Source organism: Spirillospora sp. CA-108201, assembly GCF_050936235.1.
Classification (GTDB): domain Bacteria; phylum Actinomycetota; class Actinomycetes; order Streptosporangiales; family Streptosporangiaceae; genus Spirillospora.
The window spans coordinates 4703053-4726434 of sequence record NZ_JBNJNE010000001.1 but is presented as its reverse complement, the minus strand read 5'-3'; the positions used below and the strand labels follow the sequence as shown (position 1 = coordinate 4726434).

General features: G+C 73.3%; 24 protein-coding genes. 10 read left to right on the top strand and 14 right to left on the bottom strand.

All coding sequences use genetic code 11. The annotated features are described in order from the left end of the window. Positions 1 to 224: 224 nt before the first annotated feature. On the top strand, positions 225 to 1541 hold the full coding sequence (locus ACQEU6_RS22780; protein WP_499334765.1) for a KamA family radical SAM protein: 1317 nt from the start codon (positions 225 to 227) through the stop codon (positions 1539 to 1541). 46 nt (positions 1542 to 1587) lie between these two features. Here the strand turns inward: ACQEU6_RS22780 and ACQEU6_RS22775 are convergent, their stop codons facing one another. Then, entirely contained in the window at positions 1588 to 2781 is a 1194-nt protein-coding gene (locus ACQEU6_RS22775; RefSeq protein ID WP_499334763.1) for an MFS transporter, read from the bottom strand. A gap of 59 nt (positions 2782 to 2840) precedes the next feature. Between ACQEU6_RS22775 and ACQEU6_RS22770 the strand changes: the two genes are divergently transcribed. Continuing rightward, positions 2841 to 3815, top strand: coding sequence for an ArsR/SmtB family transcription factor (locus ACQEU6_RS22770; RefSeq protein ID WP_499334761.1), 975 nt, complete (start codon positions 2841 to 2843; stop codon positions 3813 to 3815). Between the two features lie 61 nt (positions 3816 to 3876). Here ACQEU6_RS22770 and ACQEU6_RS22765 read toward each other — a convergent pair whose 3' ends face one another. Continuing rightward, entirely contained in the window at positions 3877 to 4407 is a 531-nt protein-coding gene (locus ACQEU6_RS22765) for a hypothetical protein (RefSeq protein WP_499334759.1), read from the bottom strand. Between the two features lie 116 nt (positions 4408 to 4523). Between ACQEU6_RS22765 and ACQEU6_RS22760 the strand changes: the two genes are divergently transcribed. Next, entirely contained in the window at positions 4524 to 5027 is a 504-nt protein-coding gene (locus ACQEU6_RS22760) for a MarR family winged helix-turn-helix transcriptional regulator (protein WP_499334758.1), read from the top strand. A 51-nt stretch (positions 5028 to 5078) separates the two neighbouring features. Here the strand turns inward: ACQEU6_RS22760 and ACQEU6_RS22755 are convergent, their stop codons facing one another. The 3 genes from ACQEU6_RS22755 to ACQEU6_RS22745 all read right to left on the bottom strand — a co-directional run bounded on the left by ACQEU6_RS22755 (position 5079) and on the right by ACQEU6_RS22745 (position 7469). Continuing rightward, positions 5079 to 5600 (bottom strand): YbhB/YbcL family Raf kinase inhibitor-like protein, encoded by a 522-nt coding sequence (locus tag ACQEU6_RS22755; protein ID WP_499340316.1) that lies wholly within the window; start codon positions 5598 to 5600, stop codon positions 5079 to 5081. A 182-nt stretch (positions 5601 to 5782) separates the two neighbouring features. After that, the gene (locus tag ACQEU6_RS22750; protein ID WP_499334757.1) at positions 5783 to 6574 is read right to left on the bottom strand and encodes an ABC transporter ATP-binding protein; all 792 of its coding nucleotides are present in this window, start codon (positions 6572 to 6574) and stop codon (positions 5783 to 5785) included. Then, positions 6567 to 7469, bottom strand: coding sequence for an ABC transporter permease (locus ACQEU6_RS22745; protein WP_499334755.1), 903 nt, complete (start codon positions 7467 to 7469; stop codon positions 6567 to 6569). The genes ACQEU6_RS22750 and ACQEU6_RS22745 overlap by 8 nt, the downstream gene beginning before the upstream one ends. A 179-nt stretch (positions 7470 to 7648) precedes the next feature. Between ACQEU6_RS22745 and ACQEU6_RS22740 the strand changes: the two genes are divergently transcribed. The 5 genes from ACQEU6_RS22740 to ACQEU6_RS22720 all read left to right on the top strand — a co-directional run bounded on the left by ACQEU6_RS22740 (position 7649) and on the right by ACQEU6_RS22720 (position 12487). Next, entirely contained in the window at positions 7649 to 9271 is a 1623-nt protein-coding gene (locus ACQEU6_RS22740; RefSeq protein ID WP_499334753.1) for a bifunctional phosphatase PAP2/diacylglycerol kinase family protein, read from the top strand. A 34-nt stretch (positions 9272 to 9305) separates the two neighbouring features. Then, positions 9306 to 9683: a DUF6158 family protein gene (locus ACQEU6_RS22735; protein ID WP_499334751.1), complete on the top strand. Its 378-nt coding sequence runs from the start codon at positions 9306 to 9308 to the stop codon at positions 9681 to 9683. Positions 9684 to 9708: 25 nt separating this feature from the next. Then, positions 9709 to 10566, top strand: a complete 858-nt coding sequence (locus ACQEU6_RS22730; protein ID WP_499334749.1) for a VanW family protein — start codon at positions 9709 to 9711, stop codon at positions 10564 to 10566. A gap of 22 nt (positions 10567 to 10588) precedes the next feature. Next, on the top strand, positions 10589 to 11110 hold the full coding sequence (locus tag ACQEU6_RS22725) for a YceI family protein (RefSeq protein WP_499334748.1): 522 nt from the start codon (positions 10589 to 10591) through the stop codon (positions 11108 to 11110). Between the two features lie 105 nt (positions 11111 to 11215). Continuing rightward, complete coding sequence (locus ACQEU6_RS22720; protein WP_499334746.1) at positions 11216 to 12487, top strand: serine hydrolase domain-containing protein; 1272 nt, start codon at positions 11216 to 11218, stop codon at positions 12485 to 12487. On the opposite strand, the gene ACQEU6_RS22715 is transcribed toward ACQEU6_RS22720, so the two are convergent. From ACQEU6_RS22715 to ACQEU6_RS22685, 7 genes are all read right to left on the bottom strand, one after another. Further along, positions 12478 to 13263: a hypothetical protein gene (locus ACQEU6_RS22715; protein WP_499334744.1), complete on the bottom strand. Its 786-nt coding sequence runs from the start codon at positions 13261 to 13263 to the stop codon at positions 12478 to 12480. The genes ACQEU6_RS22720 and ACQEU6_RS22715 overlap by 10 nt on opposite strands. Then, positions 13260 to 14375 carry a glycosyltransferase family 4 protein gene (locus tag ACQEU6_RS22710; RefSeq protein ID WP_499334742.1) on the bottom strand — a complete coding sequence of 372 codons (1116 nt, stop codon included), beginning with the start codon at positions 14373 to 14375 and terminating at the stop codon, positions 13260 to 13262. The genes ACQEU6_RS22715 and ACQEU6_RS22710 overlap by 4 nt, the downstream gene beginning before the upstream one ends. Next, entirely contained in the window at positions 14375 to 14728 is a 354-nt protein-coding gene (locus tag ACQEU6_RS22705) for a hypothetical protein (protein ID WP_499334741.1), read from the bottom strand. Before ACQEU6_RS22705 ends, ACQEU6_RS22710 begins: the two co-directional genes overlap by 1 nt. Beyond that, the gene (locus ACQEU6_RS22700) at positions 14725 to 15207 is read right to left on the bottom strand and encodes a hypothetical protein (RefSeq protein ID WP_499334739.1); all 483 of its coding nucleotides are present in this window, start codon (positions 15205 to 15207) and stop codon (positions 14725 to 14727) included. The genes ACQEU6_RS22705 and ACQEU6_RS22700 overlap by 4 nt, the downstream gene beginning before the upstream one ends. Positions 15208 to 15464: 257 nt before the next feature. Beyond that, positions 15465 to 16640 carry a glycosyltransferase family 4 protein gene (locus ACQEU6_RS22695; RefSeq protein WP_499334738.1) on the bottom strand — a complete coding sequence of 392 codons (1176 nt, stop codon included), beginning with the start codon at positions 16638 to 16640 and terminating at the stop codon, positions 15465 to 15467. A 26-nt stretch (positions 16641 to 16666) separates the two neighbouring features. After that, complete coding sequence (locus tag ACQEU6_RS22690) at positions 16667 to 17638, bottom strand: NAD-dependent epimerase/dehydratase family protein (protein WP_499334736.1); 972 nt, start codon at positions 17636 to 17638, stop codon at positions 16667 to 16669. A gap of 184 nt (positions 17639 to 17822) precedes the next feature. Further along, positions 17823 to 18014 carry a hypothetical protein gene (locus tag ACQEU6_RS22685; protein ID WP_499334734.1) on the bottom strand — a complete coding sequence of 64 codons (192 nt, stop codon included), beginning with the start codon at positions 18012 to 18014 and terminating at the stop codon, positions 17823 to 17825. A 212-nt stretch (positions 18015 to 18226) separates the two neighbouring features. Here ACQEU6_RS22685 and ACQEU6_RS22680 point away from each other — a divergent pair, with 212 nt between their 5' ends. Both ACQEU6_RS22680 and ACQEU6_RS22675 read left to right on the top strand, forming a co-directional pair. Continuing rightward, positions 18227 to 19270 carry a GlxA family transcriptional regulator gene (locus ACQEU6_RS22680; protein ID WP_499334732.1) on the top strand — a complete coding sequence of 348 codons (1044 nt, stop codon included), beginning with the start codon at positions 18227 to 18229 and terminating at the stop codon, positions 19268 to 19270. A 156-nt stretch (positions 19271 to 19426) separates the two neighbouring features. Further along, positions 19427 to 20665, top strand: a complete 1239-nt coding sequence (locus ACQEU6_RS22675; protein WP_499334731.1) for a phospholipase D-like domain-containing protein — start codon at positions 19427 to 19429, stop codon at positions 20663 to 20665. A gap of 39 nt (positions 20666 to 20704) precedes the next feature. On the opposite strand, the gene ACQEU6_RS22670 is transcribed toward ACQEU6_RS22675, so the two are convergent. Further along, positions 20705 to 22348 carry an ABC-F family ATP-binding cassette domain-containing protein gene (locus tag ACQEU6_RS22670; RefSeq protein ID WP_499334729.1) on the bottom strand — a complete coding sequence of 548 codons (1644 nt, stop codon included), beginning with the start codon at positions 22346 to 22348 and terminating at the stop codon, positions 20705 to 20707. A 171-nt stretch (positions 22349 to 22519) separates the two neighbouring features. Continuing rightward, a complete protein-coding gene (locus ACQEU6_RS22665; RefSeq protein WP_499334727.1) occupies positions 22520 to 23254 on the bottom strand; it encodes a hypothetical protein in 735 nt (244 codons plus the stop codon). Positions 23255 to 23382 lie beyond the last annotated feature (128 nt).

The window sequence follows — 23382 nt, the reverse complement described above, 5'->3', positions numbered from 1 at the left end:
GACGACTCGTAGTCGTTGGACAAGACATGGGGCGTCCACGATGATGACGAGGCTATTTGTCGGGATCGTCCTGACCTTGGCTTTGTCAGTGACGCTCAGGGGGTATCAATTCGGTATGAGACCTCCCCAAACGGTTGAATGGGGGTGGCCCGAGCACTTCTGATCACGATTCGTGACGGCGCCCGGGTGCGCCTCCCCCCGCTGACAGCAAGGAGTACCAACACGTGACACTGGTGAACGACGCGGCTCCGGCAGTGCGATCCACAGGTCGCAAGTTCCGCGCCTTCACGGCGAAGCACCTCGACGAGCTCACTGCTCGCGCGGGGTTGACACCCGCGCAGCGGCTCGCGACCCGAGCGGTGGCGACGGTGCTGCCCTTCCGGACGAACGCCTACGTCATCGACGAGCTCATCGACTGGTCCGCCGCGCCCGACGACCCGATCTACCGGCTGGTCTTCCCCCAGGAGGACATGCTTCCCGCCGAGGACGTCGCGCTCCTGTCGGACCTGCTGAGCCGCGAGGCGCCCAAGGCCGAGGTCGAGGCCGCCGCCCACCGGGTGCGGATGAGTCTGAACCCGCATCCTGCGGGCCAGATGGAGCTCAACATCCCGAGCTTCGGGGACGGCAAGATCCCCGGGATGCAGCACAAGTACGACGAGACGGTGCTGTACTTCCCCAAGCAGGGGCAGACCTGTCACGCCTACTGCACCTACTGCTTCCGCTGGGCCCAGTTCGTCGGCGAGGCGGACCTCAAGATGGCCGGCGACGAGCCCACCGCGCTGCGCGAGTACATCCTCGCGCACCCCGAGGTGACGAGCGTCCTGTTCACCGGCGGCGACGCCATGATCATGGGCGAGCCGGTACTGCGCCGCTACGTCGAGCCGCTGCTCGACCTCGACCAGCTCGAATCCATCCGGATCGGGACCAAGTCGCTGGCCTACTGGCCGCAGAAGTTCGTCACCGACCCCGACGCCGACGACATGCTGCGGCTGTTCGAGCAGGTCGTGGCCTCGGGCAAGAACCTGGCCTTCATGGCGCACTTCACCCACCCGCGCGAACTCGAACCCTTCATGGTCGCCGAGGCGTGCCGCCGCATCCGCGACACCGGGGCGATCATCCGCACCCAGGCGCCGCTGATCCGGACGATCAACGACGAGGCCGCCACCTGGGAGGCGATGTGGCGCACCCAGACCCGGATGGGCCTCATCCCCTACTACATGTTCGTCGAGCGCGACACGGGACCGCAGGACTACTTCGCCGTGCCCCTGGTCCGGGCGCACGAGATCTTCCGCGACGCCTACAAGCACGTGTCCGGGCTGGCGCGGACCGTCCGCGGCCCGTCCATGTCGGCCACGCCCGGCAAGGTCTGCGTGGACGGCGTCGTGGAGATCGCGGGCCAGAAGGCCATGGCGCTGCACTTCATCCAGTGCCGCGACGCCGATCTCGTCGGCAAGCCCTTCTTCGCGCAGTACGACCCTGAGGCCGTCTGGCTGGACGACCTCAAGCCCGCCTTCGCCGACCGGTTCCCCTGGCAGAAGTGACCGTCGTGGCGTGTTCGCCCGCCGCCGGGCGAACACGCCACACCCCTCACGGGAGGGACCGGCGGAGGCACAGGCACGCGACCAGCGTCGCGGCGCCGCACAGCACGATGACCTGGCCGGGCGCCACCGCCTCGCCCAGGGCGCCCGCCGCGCCGATCCCGGCCGCCTGGCCCGTCATGAGACCGCTGCCGTAGAGGCCGATCGCCTGCCCGCGGATCTCCTCGGGCCCCGCGTCCACGAGGCGGCGCTGGACGACCAGCTCGTAGCCCAGCCCGAACGTCCCGGCCGCCATGAGCGCGCACGCGGCCGGCAGGCCCGGCCCGAAGGCGAACAGCAGGAGCGGCGCGCCGGTCAGCGCGGCCAGCGGCAGCGCGAGGCGCTCCCGCAGGTCCGGGCGGATCCAGCGGGCCGCCACGAGATTGCCCGCGAACATGCCGGCCGCGGCGGCCGACAGCAGCAGCCCGGCCGCGTCCGGGCGGCCCAGCCCGCCCGCGTAGGGGACCGCGACCCCCTCCGCCCCCACCGACAGGGAGATCGGCAGCCATCCGGCCAGGAGCAGCCCGCGCGTCGTGCGCCGGCCGAGCAGGAGCCGGTTGGTCCGCCACGTCGCCCGCGCCGTCCCGGTGGAGGCGCCCCGGGCCGCCGCCGGCGCGTCCGGGAGGCGGAAGCGGGCGAGGCCCGCGGCCAGCGCGGCGCCGGCCGCGGCGAGCCAGAGCGTCCCGGACGGGGCGAGGACCGACAGCAGCAGCCCGCCCGCGGCCTGGCCGGCGATCTGCGCGCCCGCGCTGGTCATCGTGAACAGCGACCGTCCGAGCACGTAGCCGTCCCCGGGGAGCAGGACGGGCAGCCGGGCCTGGACGGTCGCGCCGCCGACGGGGGCGAACAGCCCCACGGCGACGAGCAGCGCCATGACCAGCGGCAGCGGGAGCCCGCCCGCCGCGAGGACGGCCGTGACCGCCAGGCGCAGCAGGTGGTAGCCGGTGAGCAGCCGCCGCGCCGGGACGCGGTCGGCGAGCGAGAGCAGCAGGGCGCCGCCGACCACGTACGGGAGCATCCCGGCGGCGAAGACGAGCGCCGCCGCGACGGACGAGCCGGTGCGCTCGAACGTCTGCACCGACAGCGCGATCGTGCGGACCGAGTCGCCCGCCACCTGGAGCGTCTGGAGGGAGAACAGGGTCCGGAACTCGGAGACGCCGAAGACGTCGCGGTACCGCGCGGCGGTCGTCGAAGGAGCGGTCATGACCGCGACTCTGCGGGCGGCCGCCCCGTCCTGGACAATGTTTCGGGGAGGAGCGAAACATGTACCGCATCGTGGTGGGCCCCGGCGACCTCGCGGCCAGCCGGTTCGGGGTCGCCCCCCTGATCGAGGTGCACAGCGCGCTCGGCGTCGTGGCCGGCCGGATGCCGGTCGGGCCGCTCGGCCCCTGGGCGGAGCGGGTCCGCCCGGCGTACCGGCGGGTGGCCGGGGACCCGGCCCTGCGCGCCCTGGCCTTCCTGCGCCGCCCGCACGGGTACATGGCCGACTTCGTCGTCCCGCCGCCCGCCCGGCCGAACCTGACGGTCGCCGACCAGCTGGTGACCGTGCGGGCGACCCCGCTCGGCCAGGCGCGCCGCGAGCTCGCCCGCAACCTCCAGGGGCTGCCGGAGCCGGACGCCGCCGTCCGGGAGGTGCTGGAGGCCCCCGACGTCGTCGAGCGGCTCGCCGCGGGCCTGGAGACGGCCTGGCGCGCCCTCCTGGAGCCGGACTGGCCGGTGCTGCGCTCGATCCTGGAACGCGACATCGTCCACCGCGCGGGGCGCCTGGCGGCCTACGGCTGGGCGGCGGCGCTGGACGGCCTGTCCCGCAAGGTGCGCTGGCGCGACGGCGTCATCGAGGCCGACATCCACGGCGACGCCACCTACCGCCTCGGCGGCGCCGGGCTGACGTTCGTGCCCGTCGTCTTCGCCGAGCTCGGCGCGGCGCTCGAACAGGACTGGCCGTACACGCTCATGTACCGGGCCAGGGGGGTGGCGGCGCTCTGGGAGAGCCGGGAGCCGCGCGGTGAGGACGCCCTGGCCAGGCTGGTGGGCCGCACGCGGGCCGACCTGCTGCGCCTGCTCGCCGAGCCCGCCACGACCAGCTGGCTGAGCGCCCGGCTCCGGATGAGCGTCGGCGGGATCGGCGGCCACCTCGCGGTGCTGCGGGAGTCCGGGCTCGTCACGCGCGAGCGCAGCGGCCGCTCCGTCCTCTACCGACGGACGGCCGTGGGAGACGTCCTCGTCGGCACCGGCTGAGGCTCACCGGGACCGGGCGAGGCCGTCCCGGAGGGGGCCGGGACGGCCTCGGCGCGGACGCTCACGCGCGCCCGTGGCGGGTGCGGGGCAGCAGGACGGCCGCGGCGACCAGCCACAGGAGGCCGCCGAACCGGATGACCGGCAGCAGCGGCGCGAACCCCTCGGCCAGCAGGGACAGCGTGGACAGCATCCCGGCGGCGGCCAGCGCCAGCCCGATCCAGGTCAGCGGGCGCGGCAGCAGCCCGGCGAGCAGGCCGGTCACCGAGACCCCGGCCACGAGCATCGCGAAGCCCGCGCCGTAGAAGGGGCCGCCGGCCAGGAAGGACAGGTCGGCGAGCGCGCGGGCGAGCGCGGGGCTCGCGCCGTCCGGCAGCCGCCCGCCCGTCCAGGCGGTCATCGCGCTCAGCGCCAGCGCGACCGAGGCCAGCAGCCCGCCCGCCATCGTGATCGCCGAGCCCGGCGCGGTGATGCCGAGGGCGCGCAGCCTGCGGTACAGGACGGCGGCCAGCAGGGCCGGCGGGATCGCCGAGGCCGGCAGCAGCCACGAGCCCGCCCTGATCGCGGTGCCGTGCTCCCGCGCGTAGCGCAGCACCTCGGCGCCCGTCGCGTCCGGATGCGGTGGTCATGAGCTCTCCTCGGTCGGTTCATCGCTATACGACCGATAATGATTACAAAGTGGAACGGTTGTCAACCGGCTATCATGTACGCATGGGTATGAACGATGGGGAGGTCCGCTCTCCGGTCCAGATCGGGGTGGCGTTCCTGCTGGCCCAGCTGGGCGCGCACGCGGCCGGCCGGTTCGCCGAGCGGATCGCGGAGCTGGACCTGACCCCGCCGCAGGCCGGGCTGCTGCGCATGCTGGCCGGAGCCCCCGGCCGCAGCCAGCGGGAACTCGCCGACGAGCTCGGCATGCCGCCGAGCCGCTTCGTCCCGTTCGCGGACGAGCTGGAGGAGCGGGGGCTCATCGAGCGCCGCCGCAACCCCGAGGACCGGCGCCTCTACGCGCTGTACCTGACCGACAAGGGTTTCATCCTGCTCACCAGGCTCGCGGAGGTGGCCGCCGCGCACGAGAGAGAGATATGCCGGGCGCTGTCGCACGACGAGCGCCAGGAGGTGAAGACGCTGCTGGAGCGCGTCGCCGAGCAGCAGGGGCTCGGCAGGGGCGTCCACCCCGGCTTCCGGCGCCTCAGGCCGGGGCGCGGGCCGGGGTGAGACGCGCGAGGCCGTCCCGGAGCCCGGGACGGCCTCGGAGAGCGCGCGGCGTCAGACGCCGTACTCGGCGACGATCACGGCGCGCGCCAGGGTGTGGGCGGTGATGGTGAAGCCCACGACGGCGGGGGAGGCGTCCGGGCCGAGACCGAGCGACTCCACGTCCAGCGCGTGGACGGTGAAGACGTACCGGTGCGGGTCGCCGGGCGGCGGGGCGGCGCCGCCGAACGCCCTGACCCCGTAGTCGTTGCGGGCGTGCACGCCGACCTCGGCGTCCTCGGCGCCCGCGCCCGCGGGCAGCTCCGCGACGCCCGCCGGGATGTCGAACAGCGACCAGTGCCAGAAGCCGCTGCCGGTCGGCGCGTCCGGGTCGTAGCAGGTCACCGCGAAGCTCTTCGTCGCCTCCGGGAACCCGGACCAGCGCAGGTGCGGCGACTCGTTGCCGCCGCTGAAACCCCAGTCGTCGAACACGTGCCGGTCCGCGAGCCGCTCGCCCTCGGCGATGTCGTCGCTGGCGACCGCGAACGCGGGCACCTCGGGCAGGTGCTCGTGCGGAAGCGGGGGCTTGCCGGGCATGGCGACCTCCTCCATCAGGATCATCGTGACCCCCCATCTCTACCAGGGGGCGTCACGTCGTGACGGCCCGTCGCGAACCAGGCGGCAAAGCAGTGGCCCCACGTCACCGTGGTGACGTGGGGCCGCAATGTGCTCTCGGGTCCCGTACGGGCTTGGACCGGGCGCGCCGCTCGCCGGTCGGGCTACTTGCCGGTGGCCTCGATGTAGGCGGCGATGACCTCTTCGGGGTCGCCGTCCATGTGCATGCGGCCCTCGTCGATCCAGATGACGCGGTCGCACATGTCCTTGACCGTGTCGAGCTGGTGCGCGACGAGGAACACCGCGCCGGCGTCGTTGCGCAGCTCCTCGATGCGGCGCTTGCTCTTGACCCGGAACTTGCCGTCGCCGGTGGCGAGCGCCTCGTCGATCAGCAGCACGTCGTGGGTCTTGGCCGCGGCGATCGCGAACCGGAGGCGGGCGCCCATGCCGGAGGAGTACGTCCGCATGGGGTACTGGATGAAGCCCTCCTTCAGCCCGGCGAAGTCGACGACCTCCTTGTACTTGGACCGGGTCTCCGCCGGGGTCATGCCCATGGCGAGGCAGCCGAGCACGATGTTGCGCTCGCCGGTGAGGTCCTTCATCAGGGCCGCGTTCACGCCCAGCAGGGACGGCTGCCCGTCGGTGTAGACGCCGCCGCTGTGCGGGGGCAGCAGCCCCGCGATCGCCTTCAGCAGCGTCGACTTGCCGGAGCCGTTGGTGCCGATGATGCCGACCGCCTCGCCCCGGTACGCGACGAACGACAGGCCCTTGATCGCGTGGACCTCGGTCATCGACGGGCGGTGCTTGCGGCGCAGGACGCGCGAGAACGCGCTCGCGGCGTTGCCCTTGCCGCCCGCGCCGTACACCCGGTAGACGATGTGCAGATCGTCCACGACGACGATCGGCTCCCGGGTCGGGTCGATGGCGGCGGTCCCGCGGACCTTCGTGTCAGCCACGGCCGTAGCGCTCCTCGGCACGGTAGAAGAACAGGAACCCGCCCACCAGCATCACCGCGGCCCACATGCCCGCGTAGAGCCACAGCTGCCCCGTCGAGGTGGCGTGCGCGAGGCCCCCGACATAGCTCCGGTACTCGCCGAGCAGGACGTGCCGGCTCAGCTCCACGTACACGTACGCCGGATTGAGCTGCAGCAGCTCGCCCAGCCACGGGTAGTCGGCCAACCGGGTGCCCGGCTTCATCAGCGACGGCAGGCTGAAGATCACGCCGGACATGTAGAGCCAGGTCCGCATGACGAACGGCAGCAGCTGGGTGATGTCGCGGTTGAACGCCCCGAGCCGCGCCATGACCATGCTGATGCCCACGTTGAACATGAGCTGGAGCGCCATCACCGGGACGAACAGCAGCATCTGGAGGCTGAGCGGCTCGCCGCACCCGAACACGATCACGAACAGGACGACCAGGGCGAGCAGCAGCTGCTGCAACTCCACGATCGCGATCGCCAGGGGCAGCGTGGCGCGCGGGAAGTGCAGGGCTCTGATCAGCGAGAGGTTGTCGCCGACGGACTTGGACCCCGACGTGACCGACCGCTGGGTGAACCCGAACAGGAAGACGCCCGTCACCAGGAAGGGAATGAAGTCGGGCACTCCGCGTTTGGTGTTCAGCAGCATCCCGAAGATCAGGAAGTAGACCCCGGCGTTCAGCAGCGGGGTCAGCAGCTGCCACACCTGACCCAGCCGGGAGTCGGTGTACATCGAGATGTTCTTGGCGGATGCGAACGCCCAGATGAAGTTCCGGCGAGCCCACACATCCTGGATGTACTTGCGCAGCGGGGGGCGCGCAGCGCTCTGCCTCAGCCCGTATCGTGCGGCGTAGTCGGCCAGGGTTCCGTTCACGTGAGGAGGCTCCGCGATCGTCCCGACCGACTCGCCACCCGGGGTTCCGAGCCGTTCCGGGTGACTCATGCCGCGAAGCCTATTGCAGTTGCTGAGTCCAGAGTGACGTTCGCCCGCATGTGACCCCCGATTTGAGATCTTTACGGAATCATGTCGGCCTCCCTGGGGATACCCGGGAGATGCGCGTCAACCATTCGCGGCGCACCCGCGTGCCGTCACGGACCGTCACCCGTCGCCGGTCGCGGCAGTTCCAGGAGCATCGCGCGTGGCCTCAGCGCGTCGCCCTCCTGCGCCGACTCGGCCGGCTGGACCGCTGGGCGTTCGATCAGGTGGCGGCGGCGCGGCTGCGCGGGCTGGAGTACGTCCTGCCGCGGCTGTCGCGGTTCGCCGACCACGGGGTGCTGTGGTTCTCGGCCGCCGGCGCGATGGGGATCGCCGGGCGGCCGCGGCTGCGGCGGGCGGCGCTGCGCGGGGCCATCGCGATCGCCGTGGCGAGCCCCGCGGTGAACCTCGTCGGCAAGCAGGCCTTCCGCCGCAGGCGCCCCGTCGTCGACCTCGTCCCCCCGATCCGGATCCGGTGGAAGCCGCCGACCTCGCACGCCTTCCCGTCCGGGCACTCCGCCTCGGCCGCCGCGTTCGCGACGGGCGTCGCGCTGGAGGCGCCGGCGGCGGTGGCCGTCCCGGTCGCGGCGACGGCGGCGGCGGTGGCCTTCTCCCGCATCTACACCGGCGCCCACTATCCGGGCGACGTCCTGGCCGGGCTGGGGATCGGCGCGCTCGCCGGGATGGGCACGCGGATGGTGTGGCCCGCCCGCCCCCCGGTGGCGCGCGTGGCCCCGTCCGGGGAGGGGAGCGTGCGCGTCGCCCGGGACGGGCGCGGCGTGGTGGCCGTCGTCAACCTGGGCGCGGGCCCCGCGGCCGAGACCGACGCCGCGATCCTCCCGAGGCGCTCGGAGATCGCGCTCGCGCTGGTCGAGGCCGAGCTGCCCGCGGCGGAGATCGTCCGGCTGGAGCCGGGCGCGGACGTCGGCAAGGCGTGCGCCGAGGCCGCCGGGCGGGCCGACGTGCTGGCCGTGGTCGGCGGCGACGGCACCGTGGGCGCGGCCGCGCCGGCCGCGCTCCGACACGACGTCCCGCTGCTGGTCGTCCCCGGCGGGACGTTCGACCACTTCTCCCGCGCGGTCGGCGTGGAGACCGCGGCGCAGGCGGTCAGGGCCTACCGGGAGCGCCGGGTCGGCCGCGCCGACGTCGCCTACGTGACCCCGCTCTCCGCCGGGGAGGGGGACGAGGCGGAGCGGGTGTTCCTCAACACCGCGAGCATCGGCGCCTACACCGAGATCGTCGACCGGCGCGTCCGGCTGGAGGGGCGGATCGGCAAGTGGCCCGCGCTCGCGGTCGCCGCCGTCCGCACGCTGCGGCACTCCGAGCCCGTCGAGCTGATGGTGGACGGCAGGCGGCAGCGGGTCTGGCTGGCGTTCGTCGGCAACGGCGTCTTCGGCTCGTGGGGCGCCGCGCCCACCTGGCGCGAGCGCCTCGACGACGGGAGGCTCGACGTCCGCATGGTCACCGCCGGCGGGCGCGCGCCCCGCGTCCGGGCGGTCGCCGCGATCATCGCGGGCCACCTGCGCGTCACGCCCGGGTACCGCTCGTGGCGCACGACCCGCATGGAGGTCGTCTCGCCGGCCGGCGACCTGCGGCTGGCGCGCGACGGGGAGGTGGCGACGCTGCCGCCCGCGGTGCGCTTCGGCAAGCACCCCCGCGCGCTCCGGGTGTTCACGGTTCACGCCCCGGTGACCGGGTAGGGCACGGGTCGCCCACGAAGGAGGAGATCACACGATGACGAGCCGTGACCTGGGAGTCGCGCCCGGGGACCTCAGCGACGAGGACCTGTTCCGCGAGCTCGGCCACCTGTGCGAGACGAGGCTGGACGCGCTCCGGCACGCCGCCGACCAGGCCTACGGAGAGCACACGCGGCGGATGAACGAGCTGGAGGCCGAGTACCTGCGCCGGCGTCCCGCCCGCGAGATCGACCCCGAGCGGATGCGCGCCGGGGCCCGCGCCCGCTGCGGGCGCCCGGCGCGCGCCCCCCTCGCCCCCCTCGCCCCCCTCGCGCCCCTCGCGCCCGCCGTCCCGCAGGGCCGGTGTTGTTCGGACGTTCGTCCTGTTCGGGTAAAGACGCGGGCGCCCGCCGCGGGTGAGCGGCAGGGTCCGTGAGGGATCACGTTGGATCCACGGGGGTGTGGTCGGGTGGGGCGGATCGGGCCTGGGCGGCCGCGGCGCGGCGTCCGGCGGTGGTGGCCCGTCGCGGCGGGCGCCGTCGCGTCGGCGGGGCTCCTGCTGGGCGCGTACCTGGAGGGTCCGCGGGCTGTCGGGGGTGTCGGCGGCGCTCACCGTGCCGCACCGCGACGCGGCCGGGCGCGGCGGCCCCGGGAGGCTGCCGCCCGGCCGCCTGATGAGCACGTTCACCACGCGGTTCGCGCCGGGCGAGCCCCGCGTCCGCAACATCGAGCTCGCCGCCCGGGCCCTGGACGGGCTGGTCGTCGAGCCCGGCGCGACGTTCTCGTTCAACGACGCCGTCGGGCCCCGCACGAGGAGCCGCGGGTACGTGCCCGCGCCCGCGATCATGGGTTCGCGGCTGGCGAACGACGTGGGCGGCGGCATCTGCCAGGTGTCCACGACGCTGTACAACGCGGTGTTCCTGGCCGGGCTGGACATCCGGAAGGCCCGCGCCCACACCCTGTGGATGCCGGAGTACCCGGAGGGCCGCGAGGCCGCGGTGTTCTATCCGCGGCTCGACTTCACCTGGAGGAACGACACCGGCGAGCCCGTGCGGATCCAGGTGTCCTCCTCGGCGGCTTCGCTGACGGTGAACCTGTGGGGCCGGCGCAGGTACGAGGTGCGGTCGCGGACGTCCGCGCGGTACGGGTTCAGGCCGTTCGGGCCCGGCGCCGGCCGCGACGGCGAGTGCGTTCCCATGGCGGGCCGGGAGGGCTTCGAGGTCGACGTGTGGCGGACGCTGCTCGCCGGCGGGCGCGAGGTGCGCCGCGAGAGGTTCCACACCGAGTACCGCGCGCAGCCCGAGGTGGAGTGCCTGTGACCCGCGTGGCAGGGTGGAGGGCATGGAGGGAACCTTCGAGCTCGGGCCGCAGGACGGGCGGCTGCTCGTCCGGACGGGGCGCAGCGGGCTCGGCCGGCGCGCGGGGCACGACCTGACCATCGAGGCGACGCGCTGGTCGGCGGCGGTCGAGGCGCGCGAGCCCCTGGACGCCTCGTCGATCGAGGTGACCGTCGAGGTGGACGGGCTGGAGGTGCGGGAGGGCGCCGGCGGCGTGAAGCCGCTCACCGACCAGGACCGCGCCGAGATCGTGAAGAACCTGCGGAATGTCCTGGACGTCCGGCGGCATCCGCGGATCCTGTTCGCCTCCACCGCGATCGGAGAGGACGCCGTCGAGGGCGACCTGACGATCATGGGGCGGGTCAAGCCGGTGCGGCTCGCGGCCGTCCGGGACGGCGACCGGGTGCGCGGCGGGGTGACCGTCGAGCAGAGCCGCTGGGGCGTCAAGCCCTACTCCGCGTTCTTCGGGGCGCTCCGGCTCGCCGACGAGGTCGAGATCGAGTTCGACGTCCGCCTGCCCGGGTAGGCCCCGCGACCAGGGGCGCCGACCGCGTTTCCCCGCGTCTGAAGATCGAATGCACTAGAGTTCATGATCGCCGCATTCCGGACATTCGATCTTCAGGGGGCCGCGGTGGCAGAGCTGAGCAGGCGGAACTTCGGTAAGGCGGCGGGCCTGGTGGCCGCGCCGGCGCTGCTCGCAGGCTGCGCGTCCGGCGGATCCGGGTCGTCCAGGACGGCGCGGGCTGCCGCGGCGGGCCGCACGTGGGGCGTGACCGGCAAGGCGCTCGCCGGCCTCGGCGGTTTCGACGCCACGCTCAAGAGCTTCATGATGGCGCGGCAGATCCCGTGCGGGCAGCTCGCCGTCGTCCGCAAGGGCAAGCTCGTCCTCTCGCGCGGCTACACCTTCGCCGAGAGCGGCGCGTTCAAGACGCAGCCGACCTCGCCGTTCCGCATCGCCAGCATCTCCAAGCCCGTCACGGCGACGGCGGTGCTCCGGCTCGTCCAGGACGGGAAGCTGAAGCTCACCGACCGGGTGTCGACACTGCTGGGCCTGCCCACGACGGCCGACCCGCGCCTCAGGGACGTCACGGTGCTGCGGCTGCTCCAGCACCTCGGCGGCTGGGACCGCGACATCTCGCCCGACCCGATGTTCCGGGACGCGGCGATCGCCAAGGAGCTCGGCGTCGCGCTCCCGGTGTCGCAGGCGAACATCATGAAGTACGCCTCGGCGCGCGCGCTCGACCACGCGCCCGGCACGCGGTACGCCTACTCCAACTACGGGTACCTGCTGCTCGGCCGGATCATCGAGAAGGTCACCGGGAAGAAGTACGAGGACTACGTCCGTCAGACCGTGCTCGCGCCCCGGGGCATCACGCGGATGCGCCTGGGCAGGACCCGCACGAAGGCCACCGGCGAGGTCCCGTACTACTCGACCTATACCGGCGCCACCGTGTTCGACAACAGCGGCACCAAGGTCCCCTTCCCCAACGGCGCGTTCAACCTGGAGAACATGGACGCGCACGGCGGCTGGCTGGCCACCGCCATGGACCTCACCCGCTTCGCGGGCGTCTACGACGGCGGGACGTCCGTCCTGGCGTCGGCGTCCATCACCCGGGCGTTCGCCAAGCCGGAGACGGGCGTCAACGCCGACGGCTGGTACTACGGCTGCGGATGGCAGGTGCGCCCGGTCACGGGCGGCCGCAACACCTGGCACAACGGGAGCCTTGCCGGGACGTACACGCTGCTGGTCCGGCGGTACGACGGGCTGTCGTGGGCGGTGCTGTTCGACCAGCGCCAGGAGGGCACCGCGGCGAACTACGGCGACATCGACTCGCTGCTGCACAAGGCCGCGAACGCGGTGAAGACCTGGCCGACCGGCAACCTGACCTCCACCTACTTCTGACGCGCGTGCCCGCTTCTGGCGCGGGCAGCGCGTGTGTACTGGTCGTCCAGGCTGCGTGGGAACGGCATCATCCGGTGCCGTTCCCGCCAGGGCGCGTACTGGCGGACGGCGTTGAACCCCGCCGCGGTGACGATCCGCTCGACGTTCGGGCCCGGCACCCACGCGGGACAGACGTCCAGGTGGACGACGTCCGGGGGCAGGCCGTCCGGTCTCGCGGGCGACACCAGCGTCATCGGCGGACGGACCCGTTCGAGCGACGCCATGTCCTGCGCGTAGGCGACGAGCTGGAGCGTCTCGGCGTCGGGGCCGCTGTGCACGACGAGCCAGCCGTCCGCGTCGACCGGCTCCGACGGGGGGTCGACGAGCGTCAACGGGACGACCTCGTCCGAGACCGCGCGCAGGTAGGCGTGGTGCGCGGGGTCGAGCTCCTCCAGGACGAACGTCCGGTCGAAGCGGGGCGGGTCCGCGGGGAGCAGGGGCCGGTAGGCGTCCCAGCGCAGCAGGCGCGCCAGATGCGTCGTCCTCGCCCCCGGGGGGAAGCCCGTCAGCTCGCCCCTCAGCCCGGCCGGGAACGCGTCCACGATCACCTCGTCCGGCCGCGGGGCCGCCGGGCCGGCGGCCTCCACGACGTCCCAGCCGCCCGCCACGCGCGGGTCGGCCGCGAACCGCGACCCGGTCACGACGGTGACCGGCCCCTCCCGTCCGAGGGTGTGCAGGACGGACCGGAGCCGTGTGAGATGCCCCAGCCCGTCGCCGGCCGCGTAGCAGACGATCAACGCGTCTCGTCGAGGACGGCCAGGTAGCCCGCGGTCTCGGCGGCCGGGGTGAAGTCGCGCCGGATCCGCTCGGCGCCCGCCGCGCCGAGCCTGGCCAGCTCCTCGCCGCCCGCCCGCGCGGCCCGGTCGACCGCCGCGCGGCACGCGTGCGGGTCGCCGGCCGGGAAGGTGAACCCGATCTCGTCGTCGGCGACGTCCGCCAGCCCGCCCGCGTCCGAGGCGACCAGCGGGACGCCGAGCGCCGCCGCCTCCAGGGCGACGTTCGGCATCCCGTCGTAGAACGAGGGGAGCGCCACCAGGTCGCAGCTCGCGTAGACGGCCGGAAGGTCGTACCGCTCCAGGAACGGCAGGAACGAGTGCGGGACGTCGCCGCCGGCGAGCCGTTCCCGCACGGACTCCTCGACCTCGCCGACGAGCAGCAGGTGGAAGGCGCCGGCGCGGCGCGACGCCGCCAGGGCCTCCAGGAAGAAGCCGACGCCCTTCTTGACCTTGAGCTGGCCGATGAGCCCGATCGTCCGGCGCCCGGGGGCGACGTTCTCCTCCCGCCACGCCCGGCCCCGCTCCCGTTCGGACGGAAGCATCCGCCAGTGCGCCGTGTCGACGCTGTTGGCGACGAACGCGACCGCCGCGTCCGGGGCGAGCGCCGACACCAGCGGCGCGTGCGAGCGGGCGACGACGCACACGCGGGACGAGGCGCGCAGCGCGTCCGCCAGCACGCCGCGCCGGCGCATCGAGAAGGCGCCGACGTCGATGTCGTTGCCGCGCAGCAGCGTCACCAGCGGCGCGCCGAGCAGGGCGGACAGGACGGGCGCGGCGAGCATCGCGTGGACGCCCCCGAACGCCGCGACATGGGTGTACCCGGTCAGGTTCTCCGCGCCGACCGTCGTCCACAGGCGGCGCAGCGCGTGCTCGGCGTCGTCCCCGAGCGGCGCGGTGACGAGCCGCCCGCCGTGCTCGCGCGACACGCCCCACGGCCGCGACCGCCGGGTCAGGTGCACGACGTCGACCTCCGCCCCGGCGCCCCGCAGGCCCCGCACGATCCGGTCGCACGACTGCGCCATGCCGCCCCGGCCCGGCGGGTAGTGCTCGGTGATCCACAGGACGCGGGGCATCAGCTGTCCACGAAGCCGGTGTCGTCGTCCGGTCCCCAGTCGCCGCCGTGGGAGTAGTCGTCGCCCGGGTTGAACGCGCCGCGGTCGTACTCGTCGAACGAGGAGTACCAGGAGCCGTCGCTGTAGGTCTGCGAGCTGCCCTGGTAGTACTCGCGCCGGTACCCGTGCGCCCAGCCCGGGTCGTGCGGGTCCTGCGTCCGGTACCCCTGCGCGCCGGCGCATTCGGGGCACAGGGCGTTCGGTCCGGCGTGCGCGGTGCAGACGGGCCGGCCGCACTGCGGGCACGCGGCCACCGCGGCCTGGCCGCAGCGCCCGAGCACGAAGAACCCGGTGGTCACGGTGCAGCGGTTCACGTGCTCCTCCTCGCGGCCGTGCCGGGCGGCGTCCACCGGAACGGCTCCGTCGACACCTGCAGGATCCGGTCCACCATGACCCTGTCCTCCACCGGCCCGGGGAACTTCCCGCTCGCCCGGATCACCAGCCGCCGGCCCTCCTTCACCCGCACCCTGACCCAGCGGGGCGGCGGCGAGGCGGGCGGCCGGACGGCCGCGTCCTTGGCCAGCCGCCGGGTGACCCGCACGAGCTGCACCGTCTTCGACTTGCTCTTGTACTTGATCTTGCCGCGCGGGTTCCTCTTGCGGTACTTGCGGTGCCGCACCCGGTCGGTGACCGTGAGCTCGACGACGCTGCCGTCGCGCAGCTCCGCCCGCATCCGCAGCCACGGGTCGACCGCGTACCACTGCCTGAGCTTCGAGACCGGGTGCCGGGACGGCAGCGACTGCTGGGGGCCGACCTTCCCCGGGACGTTCGACCCGCGCATGTCCGCGGACACCGACAGCACCCCGTCGGGGGGGCATGTCGGCCGACAGCACCCGCAGCAGCGGCACGAGCACGCCCGGGACGCGCCCGTGCAGCCGCCATCTGCCCCGCCGCACCTGCGTCCCGTGCTGCGCCAGGCTCTGGATCAACGGCTCCCAGTCGTCCCGCCGCAGCGAGACGGAGAAGCCCTCCTCCAGGGTCAGCGCCCTGTGCAGCGGATGGAACCGCTCGATGGCGGCCTTCTGCTTACGCCAGAACATGACGAACCACCTATCGACCCCGTGTCGTCGTCGTGCGGTAGACCTCGGCCAGCCGGGCGCGCGACCGCGCCCAGGTCAGGTTCTCCTCGATGTGCGCGCGCCCCCTCCGCCCCATGGCCTCGGCTTCCCGCGGGTACTCCAGCAGGATCCGGACGGCCCGGGCCAGCTCGGCGGGACGGTCCGCCGGCACCAGCCGCCCGTGCCGCCCGTCCGCCATCAGCTCGCGGACGGCGGGCAGGTCCGAGGCGACCACCGGGACGCCCGCCGCCATGGACTCGATCACCTTCAGCGGCGCGCACCCCTGGTCCAGGTTGCGGGCGCAGCCCGTCAGCGGCGCCACCGACACCTCGGCGTGCGCCAGCCACGCGGCGACCTCGTGGTGCGGCAGCGCGAACCGCCAGTCGACGCGCTCGGCGACGCCGAGGCGCTCGGCCAGCCGCCGCACCGGCTTGGCCCGCCGCTCCGGGACGGACGCGCACACCACCAGCCGCAGGCGGGGCAGGTCCGCGAGCCTCGCGAACGCCCGCATCAGCACGTCCAGGCCCTGCCACGGCTGGAGCGCGCCGACGTAGACGAGATACCGCTCGGGCGCGCCCGCGGGACGTTCCGGGATGTCGCGGACGTCGGCGCCGTTGGGGACCAGGTGGATCCGCCCCTCCGGCACGCCGAGGCCCCGGACGGCGTCGCCGATCACCCCCGACGGCACCACGACCGCGTCGCTGCGCTCCAGGCAGAACCGCTCCAGCTCGCGGATCTTGGCGAGCGTGGCGGGCGCGGCCCAGGGCCAGGTGTGGCTCATCTCGATGGACGGCAGCCCGTTGACCTCGTACACGACCGCGTGGCGCCGCCCGTCCGCGACCGCGGGGAGCGCGCTCCACGGGTCGCGCACGTGGCAGACCTCCAGCGTCTCCCAGTGCGGCCGCAGGTGCGCCGCGACCCAGCCGGAGAACGCCTCGGCCCGGTCGATCAGGTTGGGGACCGCCGCGTCGAACCGCGCGACCTCCCGCGTCCCCTCCCGCTGGTAGCGCGGCAGGTCCCCGCCGCCGATCGCGGCGAGCAGCCCGCCATCGAAGCGCGCGAACAGCTCGTCGGCCATCTGCGCGATGTGGACCGCCGACCCCTTGCTGGACGGGAACCGGTCGAAGGCGACGTACGCCGCCCTGTGCCGCATGGGACCGCGGCTCATGGGACCGTCCGGCAGGACATCGTGGCTCATCCGACCGCCGCCCCCTCCGGCACGGTCCGCAGCGCGCGGTGCCAGGCGATCTGGTCCGCGAGCCCCTCGGCCAGGCCCGTCGCGGCCGTCCAGCCGAGCAGCTCCCGCGCGCGGGACGTGTCGGCCCAGGTGCGCGTCGCGTCCCCGGCCACGGGCGTCTCGCGCCGGATCTGCGCCGGGACGCCCAGCGCGCCGGTGAGCATCGCGATCGCGTCGCGGACCGCCACGTGCTCGGCGTGCCCCACGTTGACGGCGACGCCGGGCACCAGGTCCTCGGCCGCCGCCGCCAGCGTGGCCGCGACGACGTCCCGCACGTGCGTGAAGCTCCTGGAGCTGCGCCCGTCCCCGAACACCGGCAGCGGGCGGCCCTCCAGCGCCGCCTCGACGAACCGGTGGAACGCCATGTCGGGCCGCTGCCGGGGGCCGTAGACCGAGAAGTACCGGAGCAGCACCGTCCGCAGCCCGCTCCCGGCGGCCGTCCGCGCGAGCCGCTCCGCCCTCGCCTTGCTCTCCGCGTACGGGCTGGCCGGCCTCAGCGGGTCGTCCTCCCGGTTCGGCCGCGGCCCCGCCGACCCGTACACCGACGAACTCGACGCGACGACGACCTTCGGTCTCGACCGGGGCGGCCGCTGCACGCAGGCCGCGAGCAGCCGCCGCGTCGCCGCCACGTTGTCCCGCTCCACGACCGCCTTGCCCGGCCCCCACGAGTCGCGTACTCCGGGACGCCCCGCCAGATGCACGACCGCGTCCGCGGCCGCGACGGCGGTGAGATCGTCCACCACCAGGTCGAGCTCCGCGGCGACGACCCCCGGCCTGGTCGCGACCCTCGCCCACGTCCGCCGCGCGACGCCGGGACTCAGGGAGCGCGCGGGCGCGTCGACGGCCAGCACCTCGTGCCCCGCCCCCGAGAACGCGTCGACGACATGGCTCCCGATGAACCCCGCCGCACCAGTCACCGCCACCCGCACCCGGGCACCCTATCCACCATCCCCCGAAGGGGGACAGGGCTCGCGTCCCTGCTCACATGGGACTCCCCGCCGGGACACGGGCCTCGCTGAGGGCCGGGGCCCACCGGCGCACAACGAGAAAGGTGGCCGGACTGTCGTCCGGCCACCCGAAGAACCGTCCTCACCGCGTCAGCGGCGATTCCGGTCAGACCTGGCTCGTGCCCCCCGCGGGATTGGTGCCGCCCGCGGGCTTGACGCCACCCCCGGGGGAGGTGCCGTCCGTGTTGTTCTCGGCGAGGCTCAGTGCCTCGAAGCCCGCGGCGCGGACTTTCGGGTCGCTGCTCTCGGTCATGTCCACACCGGCCCGCCACAGGCCGGCGTCGTGGGTGTCGCTCATGCAGATCACAACCTCGGGTGTCTGGTTTCAGCTCGCCTCGCGTCGCGAGGCGGCCCGGCCTTCGGTGACCGGGTCGCCGGACATTCTAAATATCTCGAAGCGTGTGTTCGCCGCCTTTTCGGCCGCGCGGCGGTGTGATATCCAGACCGGGCGGCTTACTTCGTACCGGCGCCGCACTCGCGGCCAGGGCAGGTGGTGCAGGGGCGATGGGGGTGGGCACCGAACCGCTGGGCGAGGCGTTCCGGACCGGCCCGCGCGGCGGCCCGGAGGCGGAGCGCGTCCCGCGGCGGCTGGTCGTGGTGGTCTTCGACGGCGCGCTGATGGGAAGCATGTCCTTCGCCTGCGGAGTGTTCGACATCGCCGCGCACTACGGCTCACTGCCCGGCATGGACCTGCGGATCGTCGCGGGCGAGCCCGGCGCCGCGATCATCGGCGGGGGACTGTCGTGCGCCGTCCCGCACGATCTGGAGGCGGTCCGGGCCGCGGACCTGATCGTCGTCCCGAACCTGCCCCAGCCGACGGCCGAGCGCCCGCCCGGACCGGTGCTGGACGCCCTGCGCGCCGCGCACGCGCGGGGCGCGCGGGTGGCGGGCCTGTGCAGCGGCACGTTCGTGCTCGCGGCCGCCGGCCTGCTGGACGGCCGCCCGGCGACGACGCACTGGTCGGTCGCGCCGCGGCTGGCCGAACTCCACCCGGCGGTCCGGGTCGACGCGTCGGTCCTCTACATCGACGACGGGGACGTGCTGACCGCCGGCGGCGGCGCCGCGGGAATGGACCTCGGGCTGCACCTGATCCGCTCCATGCTGGGCCCCTCGAACGCCAACCGGGTGGCCAGGGCGATGGTGGTGCCGCCGCACCGGCCCGGCGGCCAGGCCCAGTACGTCGAGGCGCCGGTCCCCGAACTCGACGCAGCGGACCCGGTGGCCGAGACCATCGGCTGGGCGCTCGAACGCCTGGACGCGGCGCTGCCCGTGTCCGTCCTGGCCCGCCGGGCGCACATGAGCAGGCGCAACTACGACCGCCGGTTCCGGGAGATCACCGGCTCCGCGCCCGCGCGGTGGCTCGTCCACCAGCGCGTCATCCGCGCGCAGCAGCTGCTGGAGACGAGCGACATGCCGGTCGACGAGGTCGCCCGGCGCTCCGGGTTCCCCTCGGCCGCGGCGCTGCGCGCGCGTTTCCGGCAGGACGTCGGGGTCACCCCCACCGCCTACCGCGAGACGTTCGCCCACCCCGCCGAGAGCCACGGTTTGTCCTGAAACCGTTGCCCTCCGGCCGGATTTGATCTCACGGGCCGAGCGCGCGGCGGATGAGAATCGGGATCACCGGAGCCTTCGCCGACGTGCGTCAGGCCGCCGGACCCCGCGAGCAAGCCGACGGAACCCCCGCATGAACAGAAGGGAACCCCCACGCCCATGCGCTCCCGAGGTTTCACACTCGCCGCCGCCGCGCTCCTGGCGGGCGCCGGCCTGGCCGTGCCCGCGTCCGCCGCCGCACCCGCGGACACCGGGCGATCCGCCAGCGTCCTCAGTGACACCGCCACCTTCAACACCCCGCCCGGCAACGAGATCCTCACCCACCTGCTGGACCTGATCCAGAACGCCGACCAGGGTTCGACGATCATGTTCACCGCGTTCCGGTTCGAGGAGCCGGTCATCGCCCAGGCGCTGCTCCTCGCGTCGAAGGCGCGTGGCGTGAAGGTCCAGCTCCTGGTCGACGGCGGGGCGCCCGAGGCCGAACACGAGGTGTTCACCCAGCTCAAGACGGCTCTCGACGAGGACGGGAATGACGAGACCTGGGCGCGTTACTGCCAGAAGGTGCTCGGTGGTCCCCCGCCCTCCTGCCAGGGGACGAACGCGATGCACAACAAGTTCGTCCTGTTCTCCGGTACCAAGGGCGCGTCCAACGTGGTCTCCACGGGCTCGGCGAACATGAGGAGATCCTCCGGCAGCGACGCCTGGAACAGCTGGTACACGCACGTCGGGGACGCCGACCTGTACAACCGCTACGCCGGCTACTTCGAGGACCTCCAGAGGATGGAGGGGCGGCCCGACTACTACAACGAGAACCCGCCGGTGATCACCGGCAACATCAAGAGCTACTTCTACCCGCGGGCGATCGTGGACGGCGACCCGGCCGCGAACGACACCACCGTGCACACCCTGCAGGCGACCAGCTGCCCCGGCAGGATCCGCATCGCGAACTGGTCGGTCACCAGGAGCGCGATCGCCAAGGAACTGGTCAAGAAGGCCCGCGAGGGGTGCAGCGTCGACGTCGTCGCCCGCAAGATCCACAAATCGGTCTGCGAACCGCTGGCGAAGGCCATGAACGAAGGCGCCCGGGTGCGGATGTGGGCGTACAAGCAGAACGAGGACGACGCCCCGAACTACGTCCACACCAAGGACATGATGATCGAGGCGGGCTACCCCAACACCACGAAGCTGGCCGCGGTCGTGTTCACCGGCAGCGCCAACCTGAACCACGACTCCCTGGAGAACAACGACGAGAACTCCATCAGGATCATGAACAACAACAACGTCTACACCCAGTTCGTGAACAACTTCAACCGGATCACGAACCACGCCGAGACCTCCGGACAGGGCTTCCAGATCGAGAGCGCCGATGACTGCGGGCGCGCCTATCCGCAGGGGTAGCCCGCTCTGACGCGTCGCTCGTGAGGGCGCCCGCGTGGCTCAGCGGGGGCGGGCCACGCGGGTCTCGTCCCAGACGGGTTCGGCGGACTCGTAGACCGAGCCGTCGGACCCGAAGACCAGGTGGCGGTCGAAGGCGCGGGCGAACCAGCGGTCGTGGGTCACCGCGACGACCGTGCCCTCGAAGCGCTCCAGGCCCTCCTGGAGCGCTTCGGCGCTGGCGAGGTCGAGGTTGTCGGTGGGCTCGTCCAGCAGGAGCAGGGTGGCGCCGCCCAGCTCCAGCAGCAGGATCTGCAGGCGGGCCTGCTGGCCCCCGGACAGCGTCTCGAAGGGCTGCTCGGCGCACACGTTCAGCTCGTAGCGCGTGAGCGCGCTCATCGCGTCGTTGCGCAGCCGCGCGTGCTCGGTCATGACGATCTCGCACGGGGTGCGTCCGGCCAGGTCGGGACGGGCGTGCGTCTGCGCGAACAGCCCCGGGACCACCCGCGCGCCCAGGCGGGCCACGCCGGTGTGCGCGACGGGCCCCGCCGGCACCGCGCCGCGCGGAAGCGCCTCGGCGACGGCCGCGAGGAGACGCAGGAAATGCGACTTCCCGGAGCCGTTGGAGCCGAGGACCGCCACGCGCTCGCCGTACCAGACCTCGGTGCCGAACGGCTTCATCAGCCCCGTCAGTTCGAGGTCCTCGCAGACCACCGCGCGCTTGCCGGTCCTGCCGCCGCGCAGGCGCATCTTCAGGTTCTGGTCGCGGGGCGGGACCTCGGGCGGCCCCGCCTCCTCGAACTTGCGCAGCCGGGTCTGCGCCGCGCGGTAGCGGGACGCGAAGCCGTCGTTCACCGTGGCCTTGGTGCGCAGGGCGTTGACCAGCTCCTTGAGCTTCGCGTGCTCCTCGTCCCAGCGGCGCCGCAGTTCCTCCAGGCGCTCGTTGCGGTCGCGGCGGGCGGCGGCGTAGGTGGAGAACCGGCCGCCGTGGATCCACACCCGGGACGCCTCGACGGTGACGATCCGGTCGGCGGAGCGGTCGAGCAGCTCGCGGTCGTGCGACACCAGCAGGACGGTCTTCGGCGTCTCCCGCAGCCGCTCCTCCAGCCACCGCTTGCCCGGGACGTCCAGGTAGTTGTCGGGCTCGTCCAGGAGGAGGACCTCGTCGGGCCCGCGGAGCAGGGCCTCGAGCGCGAGCCGCTTCTGCTCGCCGCCCGACAGGGTGCGGACCTCCCGCCACCGGCACGAGTCGTAGGGGACGCCGAGGGCCGCGACGCAGCACGCGTCCCACAGCACCTCGGCCTCGTAGCCGCCCGCGTCGCCCCAGCCCGCCAGTGCCGTGGCGTAGCGGAGCTGAGCGGGCTCGTCGTCGCGCTCCATCATCACCAGCTCGGCCGCCTCCACCGCGGCCGCCGCCTCCCGCACCCGGGGCGGCGCCAGCGACAGCAGGAGGTCGTGCACGCTCGACCCGTCCCGCACACTGCCGATGAACTGGCGCATGACCCCGACGCCGCCGCTGTGCGCGACGGTCCCGGACTGCGGCGCGAGATCACCGGCGATCAACCGCAGAAGCGTCGTCTTGCCCGCGCCGTTGGGGCCCACCAGGGCGGCCGTGACACCGTCGCCGACCCGGAAGGAGATGTCGTCGAGCAGCATCCGGCCGTCCGGCAGCACATGGCCGACGTGGCCCACCTCGACGTGTCCCATGCAGCCGAGTGTCGAGAACCCCCCGCCACACCGTCAAATGCTTTTGCCCGGCGCCCAGCGGCAGCAGAAGCGCGCGCAACTCAGGAGCAGACAGCCTCGCCCGGGATGGGCGAGGCTGTCGGTGTGGGGCCCTGGGCGCCTTGACGCCCAGGGGTGGGTGCCCCGGGGTCCTTATTCCTTGACCTCGGGGGCCGCTTCGGTCCTGCTCATGCTCGCGGCCACGACCTCGCGGCACAGAAAGTCCTCGACGTCGCACTTCAGGAGGCCGACGGGCAGCCGCAGCTTCAGCAGAACCCGAAGGACCATCAGAGTCACGGCCAGCCCCCGTTCGCCGACGGTGACCGGGCGCCGGGTCTTCGACCGCAGGCAGCAGGAGCTGAAGTACGCCAGGAACTCCCCCCGGCCCTGCCATCCGAAGTCCTTGTGCAGCAGCTCTTCCAGGTTCTCGCCGCGACGACGGAACCGGTCGATGACCTTGCGGAGTGCAGCGAGCTCGTTCAGGCTCAGCCCGCAGGTCCCGGAGGACTTGCGGAGCCGTTCGAACTCCTCCGGCTCTACTCCGCGTTCACACCCGCGGAAGTCCCGGTGCAGGATCCTCCACCGGGCGTACCAGGACAGCTCGTTGAGCGGCCGGCGGTAGCGTTCCTCCGAACCGAGACCCATTCCGTTCCCGTGCAGTGACCTCATCTCTCTGAGATCTTCGAGGTCGAGCACGCCCGACTCGGTCACCAGGTGCACGGACGGGCGCTGTCCCGTCTCGAACTCCCGGACGATGAGCAGGTGGGTCACGCGCTCAAGCTCCTTGTCGAGCGCCTCCGGCGTTGGGATGCCCTCGAAGGGGACGAACGGGAAATTCAGGTTGCTCAGGTGAGCGTTGGTGATCTTCTGCGCGCCATGCTTCGCCATGGTTCGCTCCTTTTCGTTGAGTCCAGATCCTTGGCGGCTCCGAGAGCCTGACGACACCGGTGTCCGGTGCTCGCTTAGGGGGACCGTACCGCCGATGGCGAATACGGCCACCGAGGCACGGCGCGCCC

Coding starts and splice junctions, on each gene's coding strand:
- ACQEU6_RS22775 (WP_499334763.1), bottom strand. CDS start 2,781: ATGACCGCTCCTTCGACGACCGCCGCGCGGTACCGCGACGTCTTCGGC.
- ACQEU6_RS22770 (WP_499334761.1), top strand. CDS start 2,841: ATGTACCGCATCGTGGTGGGCCCCGGCGACCTCGCGGCCAGCCGGTTC.
- ACQEU6_RS22760 (WP_499334758.1), top strand. CDS start 4,524: ATGGGTATGAACGATGGGGAGGTCCGCTCTCCGGTCCAGATCGGGGTG.
- ACQEU6_RS22755 (WP_499340316.1), bottom strand. CDS start 5,600: ATGCCCGGCAAGCCCCCGCTTCCGCACGAGCACCTGCCCGAGGTGCCC.
- ACQEU6_RS22740 (WP_499334753.1), top strand. CDS start 7,649: ATGCGCGTCAACCATTCGCGGCGCACCCGCGTGCCGTCACGGACCGTC.
- ACQEU6_RS22735 (WP_499334751.1), top strand. CDS start 9,306: ATGACGAGCCGTGACCTGGGAGTCGCGCCCGGGGACCTCAGCGACGAG.
- ACQEU6_RS22725 (WP_499334748.1), top strand. CDS start 10,589: ATGGAGGGAACCTTCGAGCTCGGGCCGCAGGACGGGCGGCTGCTCGTC.
- ACQEU6_RS22710 (WP_499334742.1), bottom strand. CDS start 14,375: ATGCCCCGCGTCCTGTGGATCACCGAGCACTACCCGCCGGGCCGGGGC.
- ACQEU6_RS22695 (WP_499334738.1), bottom strand. CDS start 16,640: ATGAGCCGCGGTCCCATGCGGCACAGGGCGGCGTACGTCGCCTTCGAC.
- ACQEU6_RS22685 (WP_499334734.1), bottom strand. CDS start 18,014: ATGAGCGACACCCACGACGCCGGCCTGTGGCGGGCCGGTGTGGACATG.
- ACQEU6_RS22675 (WP_499334731.1), top strand. CDS start 19,427: ATGCGCTCCCGAGGTTTCACACTCGCCGCCGCCGCGCTCCTGGCGGGC.
- ACQEU6_RS22670 (WP_499334729.1), bottom strand. CDS start 22,348: ATGGGACACGTCGAGGTGGGCCACGTCGGCCATGTGCTGCCGGACGGC.
- ACQEU6_RS22665 (WP_499334727.1), bottom strand. CDS start 23,254: ATGGCGAAGCATGGCGCGCAGAAGATCACCAACGCTCACCTGAGCAAC.